This is a genomic window from Flavobacterium pectinovorum, assembly GCF_022802975.1.
GTDB lineage: Bacteria > Bacteroidota > Bacteroidia > Flavobacteriales > Flavobacteriaceae > Flavobacterium > Flavobacterium pectinovorum_B.
Genome location: NZ_JAFEVZ010000001.1, coordinates 613,264 through 628,603, shown reverse-complemented (window position 1 = coordinate 628,603; position 15,340 = coordinate 613,264). Strand labels below are relative to the sequence as shown.

17 protein-coding genes and 1 tRNA gene are annotated in these 15,340 nt (G+C 36.4%); 4 read left to right on the top strand and 14 right to left on the bottom strand.

Features of this window, described 5'->3' with window-relative positions; all coding sequences use genetic code 11:
- Nucleotide 1 precedes the first annotated feature (1 nt).
- The 4 genes from ribB (at nt 2) to FLV_RS02570 (ending at nt 3,239) form a co-directional block, all read left to right on the top strand.
- Nucleotides 2–1,132: a 3,4-dihydroxy-2-butanone-4-phosphate synthase gene (gene ribB, locus FLV_RS02585; RefSeq protein ID WP_031453675.1), complete on the top strand. Its 1,131-nt coding sequence runs from the start codon at nt 2–4 to the stop codon at nt 1,130–1,132.
- 1 nt (nt 1,133) lies between these two features.
- Nucleotides 1,134–1,532, top strand: a complete 399-nt coding sequence (locus tag FLV_RS02580; RefSeq protein ID WP_110306815.1) for an acyl-CoA thioesterase — start codon at nt 1,134–1,136, stop codon at nt 1,530–1,532.
- 138 nt (nt 1,533–1,670) lie between these two features.
- Nucleotides 1,671–1,758: transfer RNA gene (locus tag FLV_RS02575), tRNA-Ser, on the top strand.
- A gap of 260 nt (nt 1,759–2,018) precedes the next feature.
- Nucleotides 2,019–3,239 (top strand): site-specific integrase, encoded by a 1,221-nt coding sequence (locus FLV_RS02570; protein WP_243230505.1) that lies wholly within the window; start codon nt 2,019–2,021, stop codon nt 3,237–3,239.
- Between the two features lie 120 nt (nt 3,240–3,359).
- Here FLV_RS02570 and FLV_RS02565 read toward each other — a convergent pair whose 3' ends face one another.
- From FLV_RS02565 to FLV_RS02500, 14 genes are all read right to left on the bottom strand, one after another.
- On the bottom strand, nt 3,360–3,623 hold the full coding sequence (locus tag FLV_RS02565) for a helix-turn-helix domain-containing protein (RefSeq protein WP_243230504.1): 264 nt from the start codon (nt 3,621–3,623) through the stop codon (nt 3,360–3,362).
- 66 nt (nt 3,624–3,689) lie between these two features.
- On the bottom strand, nt 3,690–4,127 hold the full coding sequence (locus tag FLV_RS02560) for a hypothetical protein (RefSeq protein WP_243230503.1): 438 nt from the start codon (nt 4,125–4,127) through the stop codon (nt 3,690–3,692).
- Nucleotides 4,128–4,169: 42 nt separating this feature from the next.
- Entirely contained in the window at nt 4,170–4,454 is a 285-nt protein-coding gene (locus FLV_RS02555; protein ID WP_073409904.1) for a hypothetical protein, read from the bottom strand.
- Between the two features lie 14 nt (nt 4,455–4,468).
- Complete coding sequence (locus tag FLV_RS02550) at nt 4,469–5,506, bottom strand: hypothetical protein (RefSeq protein WP_243230502.1); 1,038 nt, start codon at nt 5,504–5,506, stop codon at nt 4,469–4,471.
- Between the two features lie 27 nt (nt 5,507–5,533).
- Nucleotides 5,534–6,331: a hypothetical protein gene (locus tag FLV_RS02545; protein ID WP_243230501.1), complete on the bottom strand. Its 798-nt coding sequence runs from the start codon at nt 6,329–6,331 to the stop codon at nt 5,534–5,536.
- A 28-nt stretch (nt 6,332–6,359) separates the two neighbouring features.
- Entirely contained in the window at nt 6,360–7,205 is an 846-nt protein-coding gene (traN, locus tag FLV_RS02540; protein WP_243230500.1) for a conjugative transposon protein TraN, read from the bottom strand.
- An 18-nt stretch (nt 7,206–7,223) separates the two neighbouring features.
- Entirely contained in the window at nt 7,224–8,507 is a 1,284-nt protein-coding gene (gene traM / locus FLV_RS02535) for a conjugative transposon protein TraM (RefSeq protein WP_243230499.1), read from the bottom strand.
- Nucleotides 8,508–8,511: 4 nt separating this feature from the next.
- A complete protein-coding gene (locus tag FLV_RS02530) occupies nt 8,512–8,997 on the bottom strand; it encodes a hypothetical protein (protein WP_243230498.1) in 486 nt (161 codons plus the stop codon).
- A gap of 13 nt (nt 8,998–9,010) precedes the next feature.
- Complete coding sequence (gene traK, locus FLV_RS02525; RefSeq protein WP_243230496.1) at nt 9,011–9,631, bottom strand: conjugative transposon protein TraK; 621 nt, start codon at nt 9,629–9,631, stop codon at nt 9,011–9,013.
- Nucleotides 9,632–9,648: 17 nt separating this feature from the next.
- Nucleotides 9,649–10,803, bottom strand: a complete 1,155-nt coding sequence (traJ, locus tag FLV_RS02520; RefSeq protein ID WP_262916378.1) for a conjugative transposon protein TraJ — start codon at nt 10,801–10,803, stop codon at nt 9,649–9,651.
- A 54-nt stretch (nt 10,804–10,857) separates the two neighbouring features.
- A complete protein-coding gene (locus FLV_RS02515) occupies nt 10,858–11,493 on the bottom strand; it encodes a TerB family tellurite resistance protein (protein WP_243230494.1) in 636 nt (211 codons plus the stop codon).
- The gene (locus FLV_RS02510) at nt 11,490–12,119 is read right to left on the bottom strand and encodes a hypothetical protein (RefSeq protein WP_243230493.1); all 630 of its coding nucleotides are present in this window, start codon (nt 12,117–12,119) and stop codon (nt 11,490–11,492) included. Before FLV_RS02510 ends, FLV_RS02515 begins: the two co-directional genes overlap by 4 nt.
- A 15-nt stretch (nt 12,120–12,134) precedes the next feature.
- On the bottom strand, nt 12,135–12,821 hold the full coding sequence (locus FLV_RS02505; RefSeq protein WP_243230492.1) for a conjugal transfer protein TraI: 687 nt from the start codon (nt 12,819–12,821) through the stop codon (nt 12,135–12,137).
- A 25-nt stretch (nt 12,822–12,846) separates the two neighbouring features.
- Nucleotides 12,847–15,318 (bottom strand): TraG family conjugative transposon ATPase, encoded by a 2,472-nt coding sequence (locus FLV_RS02500; protein ID WP_243230491.1) that lies wholly within the window; start codon nt 15,316–15,318, stop codon nt 12,847–12,849.
- Nucleotides 15,319–15,340 lie beyond the last annotated feature (22 nt).

Genomic DNA, 15,340 nt, shown 5'->3' with positions numbered 1-15,340 from the left:
TATGTCAACAAAAATACAACTCAATACCATTGAGGAAGCTATAGAAGATATTCGTCAAGGTAAAGTCATCATTGTAGTCGATGATGAGGATCGCGAAAATGAAGGAGATTTCCTTGCTGCAGCTGAAAAAACAACTCCGGAAATGATCAACTTTATGGCGACTCACGGCCGTGGCTTAATTTGTACGCCTCTTACTGAAAGCCGTTGTAAGGAGCTTGATTTACGTCCGATGGTGACCAATAATACAGATCACATGGAAACTGCTTTTACTGTTTCTATTGATTTAAAAGGAAACGGGGTTACAACCGGAATTTCTGCCGCTGACAGGGCAAAAACAGTTTTATCATTAGTAGATCCGAATACAAAACCGCATGAATTAGCCCGCCCGGGACATATTTTCCCTTTGGTTGCCAAACAAGGAGGTGTATTACGAAGAACAGGGCATACAGAGGCCGCTATAGATTTTGCAAGATTAGCCGGTTTTAAATCGGCTGGGGTTATTTGTGAAATCTTAAATGAAGACGGAACCATGGCACGTTTGCCACAATTGGTTGAAGTTGCCAAAAAATTCAATTTGAAATTAGTTTCGATAGAAGATTTGGTTGCCTACAGAATGCAGCACGACAGTCTGATCGTTAAAAAAGAAGATTTTGATATCGAAACCCGTTTTGGCACTTTCAGATTAAGAGCTTACGAACAAACAACGAATAAACAAATACATATTGCCTTAACCAAAGGAACGTGGAATTTAGGAGAATCAATCTTAACCCGTATCCATTCTTCACAGGTTAATAATGACTTATTGGGTACTTTAACCAATAATGTCGATCAGCAATTAGATGATATGTTTAAGATCATCAATGAAGACGGTAAAGGTGCGGTTATTTTTATCAATCAGGATATGACTGCTGTGAATCTTTTAAACAGAATCTCTGAGTTGAAAGCCTTACAGGCAGCAGGTACCATGAAAGCCCCTAAAGTGGTGATAGACACTAAAGACTATGGTATCGGTGCCCAAATTTTACATGATCTTGATATTTCAAAAATCAAACTGGTTTCTAATACCCAGCAAACCAAACGTGTTGGAATGATTGGTTACGGTCTGGAGATTACAGAATATGTAAACTATTAATATGGGGACTTTAGAAGAAAGAATTATAAAGTCTGAAACGCATATTTTCAAGGCTGTTTTTCCGAGTACGACCAACCATTACGATACTTTATTTGGAGGTACGGCACTTCATCTGATGGATGAAGTTGCTTTTATCTGTGCGACACGATTCAGCCGAAAGAAGGTGGTGACTATTTCTACAGGCCAAATTGATTTTAAAAAAGCAATTCCGGCCGGAACTTTAATCGAATTAGTTGCAAAAGTGGATAGTGTTGGAAGAACAAGCTGTAAAATTCATGTTGATATTTTCATGGAGCAAATGTATTCAGAACTTCGCGAAACGGTAGTTTCAGGAACTTTTTCGTTTGTTGCCGTTGATGAAAACAAAAAACCAACGCCGATTTTAGACGATTTAGAATAATTTTTAAAAATTTACACTTTCGTAAACACTGATAATTAGATACTTGAAAATCTATCAAAAAAAGTTCTAAAAAAGTTTCCAAAACCGAAAAAGCGTCTTATATTTGCACTCGCAATCAGCAAATGATAGCAACATACTGGAGAAATGGCAGAGCGGTCGAATGCGGCAGTCTTGAAAACTGTTGACTGTAACAGGTCCGGGGGTTCGAATCCCTCTTTCTCCGCCAGTAGAAGTTTCAAAAGAAACTTTAAAAGTCAAAAGCCTTTAAATACAAGTATTTAAAGGCTTTTTTGTTTTTTGTCACTTGTCAAAAAACACATATATTACCAAAGTACGGTGACCCTATGAGTGACCCCTATTTTTTTTCGCAAAAAAACGCAAAAAAAGGGTCACTAAAAAAAGTGAATTGCCCGGGAATTCCCTGAAAACACTACAAACTTTCAGCGATTTTAAATCAATTTGATTATTAATTTAAAATTGTGAGTTATGTTAAAAGTAATTTTTTATCTCAAAGCAGGTAAATTCAACAAAAGTGGAGAATCTCCAATTTATGTCCGCATTTCGTACAAGAAGCAATCCATAACGATGGCTGCGGGTAAATCGATCTTAAAACAAAGATGGCAATTTACCGACAACCTAAGAAGTGTTCTAAAACTTGAAAAAGAAAAGGTAATCAAGAATGCCCTGGATCTTTTTCTTCTTGGTATGGAGAAGAAGTTCAATGAACTTCTTAAAATCGATCCCGATTTTTCATTGCAATTACTCAAAGATGAATTTAAAGGAGAAACAGCCGTAAAAGAAGATGGTGTGAGCCTAATCGAAATTATGAACAGGCATAATGAGTTCTTTAAAAGAAAGGTTGATGCCAAAGAGCGATCAAAGGCTTCCTACCAGAAATATGAACGTGCAAAAGATTTGCTCATCACATTTATGACAAAGCAATATGGAATACAAGATATTTCTTTACCTGAAGTGAACAGTGCCTACGTGTACAATCTTGAGGCTTTTCTTAAATATGACAGTAGCTTTAAAGGCAAAATAGGCATTCAAAATAACTCAGTAGTCAAATACATGCGGATGTACAAAACAGCATGTAAATACAGTATCAGAATGGGAATAATAGAGAAAGACCCTTTTAGTGTTTATGATGGCAAACTACATGTCACTGATGCTATATTTCTTACTCAGGAAGAATTAAACTTAATTGAAAACAAAAAATTTTCAGTTAAGCGCCTCGAAAAGGTTAAAGATGTCTTTCTTTTTAGCTGTTACACCGGTTATGCACCTGTAGATGCCGCTAACCTTACATCCAATAATATATCTTCGGATGGGAATGATAATCTTTGGATTGTGACCAATAGAGCAAAAACAGCAATTAGAGCAAATGTCCCTATCCTTCCTCCCACCTTGGTGATTATTAATAAATACAGGAACATGCAAATTGGACTGATCCCAAAGTTATCAAATCAAAAAATGAACGCTTATCTAAAGGAAATTGCTGATTTGTGCGGTATCAATAAACACCTCACTTGGTATGTCGCGAGGCATACGTTTGCAACAACAGTTACTTTAGGAAATGGAGTAAGAATAGAGAATGTTTCGGCTATGATGGGACATACTAATATTAAACAGACGCAGCATTATGCTAAGGTACTGGATATAAATATCATGGAAGATATGTCAAAATTAAAACAAAAGTATACTTGAACAATTAGCCGGTTAAACACTCACTACTATTAAAAAAGGCAAAAGAATTCACAATTGAATCCTTTTGCCTTTGTGTTGAAATAGTATATTATTTGTTTGCAGATGTACAATCAATAATAATCACAGCTCGTTTTCGCTAAGTATTTTTTCTATTTTACTTGATTCATACAAGTAAATATCACCTAGTTTAGTATAAGGAAGTATACCCGTTTGACGGTATTTAATGATTGTATTATTTGAGAGTCCAAATATTTTCTTTAAATCTTCATTTCTATAATATCGTAAACTGTCTTTTGTATTGTTTCCTTTTATTTTTGAATCTATTTTTTCCAGTCTGGCATATAAAGGATCTAGCAATTGTTTGATTGCTACTATATAGGACATTTTTGTTTTATTACCTTCTTTAGACATAATAGTTAATTTTTAGTATTGCATTTTAAATGATACAGATTACCAGCAAATTAATTTTTCTCTCCGTTTTTCAAGTATAACAATAATATTCTCAAGAAATCTTATTTGCTTGTCTTTATAGGTAAATCCTTTTGACTCAGAAAACTGTTTACTTATTGTATCTATGTTTGTTTGAAGTCCTAAATCTCCTATATATGTAAAATTATTTTCTATAAAAAGCTGAATTTTGCTTCTATTGCACTTTTGATTTCGATCATCAAAAAATAAAATTTTCTCATCCATAAGAATATAAAAAAGTTGTGCCAAATCGCTCTTGTTGAAATTAGAACTGCACTTCTCTTTTGCTAAGGCATTAAGTGACGAATTCCTTTTACTGAGGTTAGGTTTATTTTTTTCTAAAAACCTTTCTATTTCTTGCATCCTCCCATACAATTTTGAAACCGCATCGGGAAGTTCATCAAAAGCAAACTTCTTCATAACATAAACTTTTTTTGCAATTATATTTCTTTATCAATGTCACTAAGAATTGAAATAAATCGTACTCCTTTGGTTTCTATTGCGTTTTGGAAGATAACTTATATAGCCATACTCATTTAGCTCACGCATGCATTTATGGTAGGTTACAGGCCCGGTTATCTTAGCTAACTTCATAATTTCAGACCTATAGACCTCGATAGGATTTACAAAACCCTTTTGTGTCCTAAATTGAAGCAATGCAGCATATATACCAATATGGGTAACACTGATACGGTAATCTTTTTCGATTGCCTTAAAGAAATCAGATAAAGGTTTTAGTGTTTTCATTATATTTAAGTTTATCAGCTTATACGCATACTATTCCTTTTCGAATGTTTCTCCTGCTGGCTCTCACTTGTTTTTTGAATTTGTTTTACAGTTTCCATTGTTTTATTGCCCAATGCTGTTGAGACTGTAATTTTTCTTGAATGCTCATCATAAATGTTTACCGATTTAAACTGAGGGTTGGCTTCAATATAAAACCGATGTTCATTTCCATTTTTAATCAAGGTTACAGGCAGCCTGTTTCCTTGTTTTAAAGAATAATTTAATTTATCGCCTTCTGTTTTATTGGTTAATTCCTTTAAAGGAAGTTCCTGTATGGCTTTTTCAAGATCATAACCGTATCCGAAATGAAATTCTTTGATTCTATGATTGCCACTAGCATCTTTGTCGTTAAGATCTAGTTGCATCCAGGATCTGTCCTTTTGAACCGCTCGTCCACCTAATAAATTATAAGCCTGTGTTGTGTCAACAGAATTCCCTTGCTGTAATTTGAAATATTGACTTCTATTTTCTTCAGGTTTTAACTCATTATACAGACTAGCTTTATAACCTTCAAATTGATACCCTCCGCTCTGGTCTTTAACAAAAGACAGCTCATGATTCAGTCGTTCTTTTTCGTTGACGTAATAGGAAACCGGAACAGTAAACTGTTCATGACCTTGTTTGATTTGGTACTCAATTTGATTTGACAAATCTTTAAAACCAATACGCTGTACCTGATCGTACAGCGCTTGGTTATTCTTCTGCTCTTCTTTTGCATCCTTATGTACTGCAATTTGATCTCTAAGTGGTGCAATAACTAGTTTACGAATGAGTCTTACCAATAAATTAGGATAAAGCTGTTTAAGAATTTTGTTCTTTTCCTGCTTGAGCATCTGCAAAACAAAACGTTCCTCAATATTTTTAGTTCCCTTATACTTTGTTCCAATACGCTCGTAATGATGCAGCTTTTCTTTGATCAGTGACCTATTGCCCGAAAGACTAAAATTAAACAGTTTACTAAAACGCTCTTCCCTGGAGCGCCACTGGTTTAATTCCATCTCTACTCTGTTCATGGGAAGTTGTTCGTTCATCATTACTGATTACATGGATTGACTTTTCTTTTTCTTCTTAGCTTCCTTTGGCACTTCTGGCCCATCATCATCGGCAGTTTGGTTTTGCTTTTTACTGCCTTGTTTTTCGGAAATTTGCTGAGTTTCGGATTGCTTTTCTTCTTTAGACTTACGATTATCAATGCGCTGCAAATTGCTGTCATATACATTAATTGTCTTGAATTGTGGGCTGGCTTCAATATACTGCTTAATCTCATTGCCTTCCTTTTGGAAAGTAGCGGATTGCAGGTTACCCTTTTTTAAAGAATTGATCAAGTCTTCTTTGTATTTTGGGGTTTCCAGTTCTTTAATTGGATGCTTGGACAGTGTTGCTTCTAAATCATAGCCGTAATTCTGATGGTAATGGTTTAGCTTAAAGTTTCCATTAGATTCGGATTGTTTAAAATCGATTTGAAGCCAGGCGTTGTAAATTTCGCCCTCCTTGTTGGTAAGATCTTTGTTTACAGATCTGCCTTCCATAAGATTGTAAGCCTCTTTCATGGTGATGTTGCTGCCTTTATTGATATAAAAGGTTTGCTCCAAATTTTCTTTGGAATTCTCTTTTTGCAATTCCACTTTATAAGAATTAAAGAAATACAAATCACTTTCTTTTGACTTATTGAAATTTAATGTAGCTACAGCAGTATCATTACCATATTGCGCATTATGCGTCAAAGTAAAATTAGGTTCTTCTTTCTGCATTTTTTCTTTTAATTCAGATTCCAGTGCTTCACCGAAACCGGTATACTTAATCTGATCTCTTAAGTATTCAAAATTTTTCTCGTTCATGATTTCAATTTTTTAATTATTAAATAGTTTATAGTTTGGGAAGTACAGTCACCTGTACCAGTTTTGTATTCTTGACATGTTCTTCTAAATGTCTGCCGCCATTTTTCTCCATTAGCTGAATGGCTAAGTATTTTTTTTCCGGAATTGTAAATTTTGGCAGCGCAAACACAAAGATATTTTCTGCTTCAGCTTGAATTTTATCAATATCATTCAGTATATAAATGGGCGTAATTTCAATTTCCTGTGAAGCAGTACGTTTTATTTTTTTAGTGTCGCGAATAAAAAAACGAAGCTGATCAATCTCATAATTGATTTTAGAATGGTTGGTTATCTTTATCCTGTAATACATTACTTCGTCACGAATAAAAATTCCATTGAGCCTAAAATCAATATCGTATTTACTTTCCTTTTGACCTCGCAGCTTTTTTTTGTCGTATAAGGCTAACTTTGAATATTGCTCAATCTCCTGATCATTAATAATTTCATCTGAAAAATAAATTTCCTGTCCATCCGGCTTAGTTTTATTCAGCGTAAGATTTAGCTGCGGGAAATCTTCATTATAATCCAGCACGAAAGAGTAGAGTTTACCATCAGCTGTGACTACCGTAAGATTAGTTTGGAAAAATCCTTTTTGGGCAGCCTTAACCTGAAGGATGTTTTCAAGACCTTTTGCTTTTTGTACGAGTATATCGGGGCTTCCCTTGTCGACACTTTTTATGGCAAAAGGAAATACAATATTGGTGGTTTTTGAATAGGCTATCATTAAAGAGTCCGATTCCGTTTTGGATAAATGGTTTTTACTTGATTGCTGTGCCAATACACTGATGGTCATAAATAATAAATAACTCATCACCAATAGTTTAAAATTTTTCATCTGTATCATTTTTAGTTTTTAATTGGAATCATTTTGTTTCTGTTTTTCATCACGCAGCAGTACTTTATATCCCGCTTTTACAACTACTTTAACCAGTTTTACTTTTTTACTTAGCAGGCTTTTAGCCGCTTCAATTCCCGCTCCAGCTGCCTGAGCTCCCCAGGAATCGTCTAGTGATGCAAGTCCTAAAGTTTGCATGGAGCGATCAGCGGATGCTTTGGCGACATCACGATTAATCGCTCCCGGAATATAGATACCAACAAGTCCATCCATATCATAAACAGACAAGTCCACCGGGAATAGGGAGTTATTGTATCTGATACTAGTAATATTAATAGTTAATCGTTCTCCTTTTAAGGAAGCTGTTCCAAACAAAAAATTGTCTTTTGGAACTTTAATGCCATTTATAAATATGTCGTTCATGATTCGGAACTTAACCGTGGAGCCATTTACAATTGTTTGCGTTTCATGAATAATGGCTTCTATAGCATTCTGCATTAAATCATTATTTTCAAATTCGTCTAAAGAGTAAAAACCATTCTGTTTGTACTCAGAACTATTTAATGCTTTGTTTTGTAAAAAAGAAATAGGATCTTCATACGCTTTGGTGGAAATAGTAAAGACTTGTCCACGCTGAGCCTCGGAAGCTTTTTTTAATTTTTCCTGTACTCTGTTTGGATGTTGGATATCCAAAATACTCTCCAGCATTCCACCGAGCTGTTGCAGTTCCGGATCCTGACTGTCTTGCCCATCATTCATAGATTGCATCATTTGTTCCAGCCTGTCCACATCATTGGAATGTATTGAGGGTTCATCTGATTTTGTATATCTAGCATAATCACTGTTTTGCTCTGGGACTAATACTGGCGTATTGATTGCTTTTTGCAATGCTTCCAATTTTTGATGCACTTTTTCTTCGTTTGGATCGCGATAAACAGATTTATTTAAACCATGTTGTTCTTTTCTTTGAGTAACAGCACTGCTGTCCTCAGTGGAATCAATCTGAAAGGATTGGCTTAAATAGTTGGGATCTTTTTTGATAAGTTCATCAAGCTTTGCTGAATCAAGAGCAGCCAGATCGTAGTAATTCATTTTATCCATTGAAAGCCCTTCTTTCAGGTTCGCATTGGGAAGTTTTAGATTAAAACCTTTTTGCTGTGCTGCTACTGAATTGGCAGCATCCATTTTTCCACCACCCAATGCCCAAAATATGGCAGTTAGAAATGGCAAAGCCAATATTGGCAGTACCAAGAGCATCTTACGATGCTTTAAGTCCTTTAATGATTTTGTGTTTTGTTCCATGATATTAATTTTTAAGATGTGAGTAATAATAATTTTCTATTATTGTTAAACTGTCCAGAAGTCCGGGACGATTTAATACAATGCTGTCATGAGTTTTTTTGCCTGTGGGACTTCGCCCCAGACTATCCATATATTTCCTAAAACTTGTGATTTTTTCAAATTCTATTTTACTGATAATCGCATTGAGTTGGGGAGGCTTTTCTTTTAAGGGTATATGATTGGTTGGTTTGGTAATCGGGGCTATTGTTATATTTCTAGATTTATTATTTGAAAAGCTATTCACAATTAGATAAATGCTGCAACCTCCTGTAAAAACTATAAAAGTGAATAGAACAACAATCCAATTGAGTCGTGAAAAATGAGCCGTTTTACGCTCTAGCCATTGTGCACACTTATATTGCAATCGAAGATTGGCTTGCTCAAATTTCTCCCAGATACTATTTTTAGAACCTGTAATAGCATTGCTCTTTCTTTTAAAAGTGACTTTCATAATGAGTAGTTTATTATTTTCGATTTTCGGTACTTATGTCCCGATTCTCAATAGTATTCCATCGCTCGATTAAAAAACCATGTGGATTGTTGTCGCTTCTCGATACGTTACGAAGGTTGCCTTCCGTTATAAGGTTTCGATGTGCAATACTCGTGGTACGGATGATATTTTGAGTAGCATAACATTTGAATCCATAAGGATAGTTGTTAAGGTCAATAGTCACACTGTCAATCTGTATGGTCTGGCTGACGTTCCCTGATATAATGCCGGAGTAGTAACCGTTTTCCATTAAATCGTCATAGACACGTTTTGCACTGTCATCAGCCAGATAAAGAGCCTTTGTTACATTACTTTTAATGACTTTATCATCGGGATCAAGTGTAAAGAAGAACTTGTGAAATGTCTTTACATGATCTCTCGCTTCTACGGGAATGTTATCTTTTCGGTCTGAAGCATAGGCTTCGAGTGCTTTTCCGTTAGCCAGTATATAAACCTTATTCTGCATTTGCGATACGAGTGTGAAACTCTTGTAAAGTGAAAAGCAGCTAATTAAAACACAGCCTGTAATGACCAGCATGGTAAAGCCGCGAACATGCCGAAAGGCAGTGTCAATATTTTTCATTTTGCTAAACATAAACTTTGAATTTAGGGTTAAGATTTACCTTTTAATTTATCACCCATATAACTGTCCTTGTCTTTGAAGTAAGGCGCAACATTACCGGAATCAGACATGCTTTGATACATACGTCCGGCAGCATTCCCCATCGCATCCGCTACCATTGTAGTGCCCTGAGATGTAGTATTGACAAGGGAAGTTGTAGAATTACTAAACATACTGGTCACTTTTTGCCCCAGTGCACCGCCACCACCGGCATGAACAATGTAATTAGCAACGGAAGGGACAGTGAAATAGCCTATAATCCCAATAATCATAAAGACCAAATAGGCAACATCAGTCCTGCTAAAGAAAGTATCTCCATATTCTCCTGCTTGTGCAATGTCAAGTTTTAGCATATTCTCCTGAATTTTTCCGATGATGCTTCCAAATATATTAGCCACAGGAAGCCACAAATAAATATTGATGTAGCGTGCCAGCCAGACAGTAAGGGTATGTTGAAAACCATCGAAGACCGAAATGCCAAAAACGATTGGACCTAAAATAGAAAGTACCACCAATTGAAAAGTCCGAAGTGTGTCGATGCACAGGGAAGCAGATTCAAATATTACCCTCAGTACTTCGCTCATCCATTCTTTTACTGAATTGCGAAAATTATAAGAGGCTTTACTCATGGCAAATTTGATATCATTACCAATGCCATCGAGCATTCCTTCTTTTGCGGGGTCACCGGAAGGATAAGTATATTTGTACCATTCCGCCCTATTGCCATCTCCAGTTGATCCCACATACATTTTCCAGGGATCGGTATCTTTGAGTGCTTCTTCTTTTTCTTTAAGTAGTCTTTCAATCGCTTTGTTCGATCCTTCCACCATTGCAGCAGTTGCTGTAACGGTAGGTTTCATAACACCATTAATCATATAGAGGACAGAGGGAAAAATCATAATGCAAAATCCGATAACAAAAGGACGAAAGAGCGGGTAAAAATCTATGGGTTCAGCACTGGCAATATGCCTCCAAACCCTTGAGGCGATATACCACATAGCGGCAAAACCGGCAAGTCCTTGTCCGACTCCAATCAGGTTACTGCATAAAGGCATCATTTCATCATATAATTGTTCCAATACACTATGCAGGCCGTTCATTTCATCTGCAACTCCTTGTGCATTGGTCGTAAATGGCAATATCATTGCAAGAAGCACAAGTATTATTTGCTTATTTATCTTTATCATAACACTGGATATTTAGTTATTTAAATTATAAATACTGCGCATTGCGCGGGTATCATTGCGCTCTTTTGCACGCTGCAAAGCCAGTACAGCAGTATTATTGTTGAAGTTTCTCAGGAACAAAAGTTTGTCCTGCATATCTGCATATATTTTGTCAATAGCAGCCAACCTTTCATCATCAGACATTCGCATTTTATTTGCGGTAATCACCGATGTGAGTTCATCAAGATTTCTAAGACTTTGTTTAAACAGATTATCGTACACCCTTTCGAAATAGGCAATTTCTTCAGCATTGAAATTTTTACTATCCCTAAAGCGGCTAAAAGCGGACTTGTATTCTTTTACCAAGAGCACCTGATAATTCACAATATCACCTATACGCCTGTAATTCTTAACTGTGGGACTAACCTGCATCAGCGCATCAAGAAATGTTTCATGAAGGCTGAAATTTCCTTCAGACAAATCTTTTACCGTATTATAACCTCCACTTAGTATTTCATAGCCCTTTTTCATATCCTTTAGAATCTGTTTGAACTGGGCTAACTTCTCTATGTTCAAAATCAATTGCTGGATTTCCTGTTTTTGAGCGGTTATCTGGGATGGAAATAGCAATCCGATAAACACAATTCCTGTAATCAGTAATTTTTTCATGGCAAATCAGTATTTATGCCGTGCAGGACACGGCTGTTTTTTGCTTCTTTTAATTCGGCAGCTTTTGATACAGCCATAACTTTAGCTTGATTGCTAAAGCTCTCAGAGAAAGCATAGTTATCAAGCATATTCTGGTAAATCATATCAATGCGTTTCATTCGCTCGTCATCTTTCATCTCTAACTTTCCGTCCGTAACGATTGTTAGAAGCTCATCCAGATTGGTATCACAATTTTTGATTAACCTTTCAAAGACCCTTCTGATATAATCGACTTCATCTCCATGAAACAAATCATCCTGCCGGATTTGCTGATATAAGCTTTTGTAGCTTTTCATGATTTTTGTCTGGAGCCCTATAATTTCCGTTACCCTGGCATACTTTTTTATTTTGGGATTGACTGTCTTAAGAGAATTCAGATAATCGGTATGAAGATTAAATTCTCCACGTTTGAAATCTCCTATGGTATTGAGTCCTTTTTTGACTACCGAATAGCCTTTTTGAACATATCCGATATAGACTTGCAGGGCTGCTATTTGCTCTAAAAGCATCCTTTGCTGTTTTGCCTGTGCATGAAGATTCCCTGTGGTCAGTGCAGTAAAAAGCACTACTAAAAATATCTTTTTCATGATTTTATTACTTGTTTACGGAATTCCGTAAAATTGTTTAACGGATTTGATATCATGCTCTGTTTTGGCTCTTTGAAGGCTCAGTAGTATATTCTGTCTGTTGAAGAGCGTCAGGTCATCATAATTAGCATCAATCTGATCTGCAGCAGCATTTATAATCTCCAGTCTTTTGGCATCACTCATCTGTGTGGTAAAAGAATCCAATACAAGGAAAATCTGATCAATGTTTTTCAGGCTTTCATCGAGTATTCCGGAATACACGCTTTGCATATAATCGAGTTCGCTGGACTTAAAATGAGCATCTTTTTGAAACAGGTTCCATGCTCTTTCGTATTCATCTACCAAACGAACCTGCTTTTCACTGATATCTTTGATACGCTGGTAATAGGTAATAATGGATTTGACTTTTGCCAGTTCCTCGTAATAATTCTTATAGAGTTCTTTTTGTTTCTGGGTCCAATCGGAAATCTCATCCAGCTTTAGTTTGGAGAGTACATTTTCTATTTTTTTCTGCGCATTCTGAAGCCAGATCGTTTTGTTCTGCAGTTTTTGGATCCTTAGGTCAATAGCCTTAATTACCTTTTTGGCAACCGCTTTTACGATTTCTAAAATCGGTATTGCTGCGACCGCTGCCGGTCTTGCCGGAGTGCTAATCAGTAAAAAGCACAACAGGCAAATCATGATTTTCTTTTTTGCTTTCATAAGTATTGTAGTTTAAATTCCATTTTCAAGATGTTTGTGCGCGCAAATCGATTGCAAGCGCCGCAATGCCTTTTCTGATGTCACCATCAAATTTCTTAGCGTACGCCTGTACTTTTACTTTTTCAGTTTCTTCGGTTGTGTACGCGTAATATTCCTCAAGGGATACCTCGGTGCGGTATACTTTAGACTGCATGCCTCCAAGTGAGATAAATACTTCTTTGTATTTCTTATCAGGATCATTGGCTTTGTTTACAGATAATACCAATGCTTTTTCTTTTTCAGTAAGCCCAAGCAGTTCCTGAATTTGTTCGAACTTATTTTGATACTTACTTTGGTCCAGTAATATCTTGCAGTCGCTGTTATTGATGATGGCTTGTTTAACGACTGGAGAAGAAATAATATCTTCTACTTCCTGAGTCACTACAATGGCTTCCCCAAAGAATTTACGAACAGTCTTGAATAAATACCGAATATATTCTGCCATTCCTTCCTTGGCAATAGCTTTCCAGGCTTCTTCTATCAGGATCATTTTACGGACTCCTTTAAGCTTGCGCATTTTACTGATAAAGACTTCCATGATAATGATTGTCACCACTGGAAAGAGTATCGGATGGTCTTTGATATTATCGAGTTCAAACACAATAAAACGTTCTTTCAACAAATCCAGATTCTCGGTAGCATTGAGCAGGTAATCAAATTCACCTCCCTTATAGTAAGGACGCAGTACATACAGAAAATTGTTTACATCAAAATCTTTTTCCTTTACTTTGTCACCTTCCAATATGGATACAAACTCATTTTTCAGAAATTCATAAAAACTGTCAAAGCAAGGAAACAAATCAGAATTGCTATCTAATTTTTCATAATACAATTGAAGCGCATTTGACAGTGCTACATATTCACTTCGATTGAATGTTTCATTGTCTTTTTTCCAAAGTGCCAATAAGAGTGTTTTAATACTTTCTTTTTTCTCGGTATCCAGAGAATCTCCTTCACTGATATAAAAGGGATTAAACCTAATAGGGTTCTTTTCATCGTAGGTAAAATAATAGCCATTAACCATATCACACAGTCCTTTGTAGCTGTGCCCGACATCAACAAGTACAACATGAGTTCCCTGCTCATAGTAACTTCTAACCATATGATTGGTAAAAAATGATTTACCGCTTCCAGATGGCCCCAATATGAATTTATTTCTATTGGTACATATCCCTATTTTGACTGGTTCGTCACTAATGTCTACATGGACCGGTTTTCCAGTCAAACGATCTCCTAATCGAATTCCAGTTGGACTAAGGGAAGAACGATAGCCTGTTTCCAGATTCAGGAAGCATGTCGCTTGTTCTGTAAACGTATCGAAGGTGTCATTCATTGGGAAATCTGCAGAATTCCCGGGAATTCCTGCCCAAAATATTTGTGCGGCCCCAACAGTTTCCTGTTTAGCGGCAGCATCCATCTGAGCCATTGCTGAAGAAACTTTGTTCTTCAGGTCTTTGAGTTCTTCTTTATTGTCCGTCCAGATCAGTACATTAAAATGAGCTTTGACAGGAAGTCTTTGCTGGCTGATAGCCTCATTAAGAAAATCATTGGTGGCATCACGGGCAATAAGGTTCTCCCTGCTGTAGGCTGATAAGGATTGTAATCGCAGTCTTTTACTTTCAAGTTTTTGCAACGTTTTTTGGAAGTCCTCTATGAAAATATATTGATTGTAAATATGGTTGCAGGAAAGTAATTGCCCCAGAGTCGAAGCAAATCCAATACTGAATTTGGTCTTGTCGGTTGAATACCGGTCATAATTAATCCTCGAACCGCATAAGGCAGGCAGGTCAGCTGCGTCCCCTAAAGTATAAATCTGGCAATGCTTGTCCCCAACCTGCAAGCCATCATCAAAAGCAATATCCTTAAAAACAAATGAGTTTTGTTTTTCAGACAAAAAACAATATTGTTCAATAATTCCAATTTTTCGGCTGTGGCTTCGAAGCTCATCATTAACAAGGCGGGTCAGTTTTACAAAACCACTGTCTTCCAATATTCGTCTGAATTGTCCGGTACTGTCAATAAATTCCTGACGCAGCTGTGCTTTTAATGTTTCTTCCGGAACTATTGAACTCCTAAGTAAATTTGAAAACAGGGAACTGGATGTTTTTCTTCCTGCCGGTTTTTTGGTTAAAAAAATGTAACAAGAATGATCCAGAAAGGGACGTTCATTAAAAAAACGTTCACTGCTTCGGGTAAGAAAACTGGAGTCTTCACTTGTGAAATCGGGTTCAAACTTGCTGTCTATAAACCAGTCCTGCTTATGGAATACGCTAAATTTCGGAAGCAGTTTTATCGCTTTAAGCCACGCCTGATGAAATGCTTCGTATTCCTGATCCGACAAGGTAAATATCTCGGGCAGTTCTGCTTTAAACACTACTGTCACATCGCCTTGTTTGGACAGGATGCAATCGTGCTGCACATCCATAATTGGTAAAATATCATCTATCATCTTTTCCATCATCCTTTTTTTTACCGCTCAG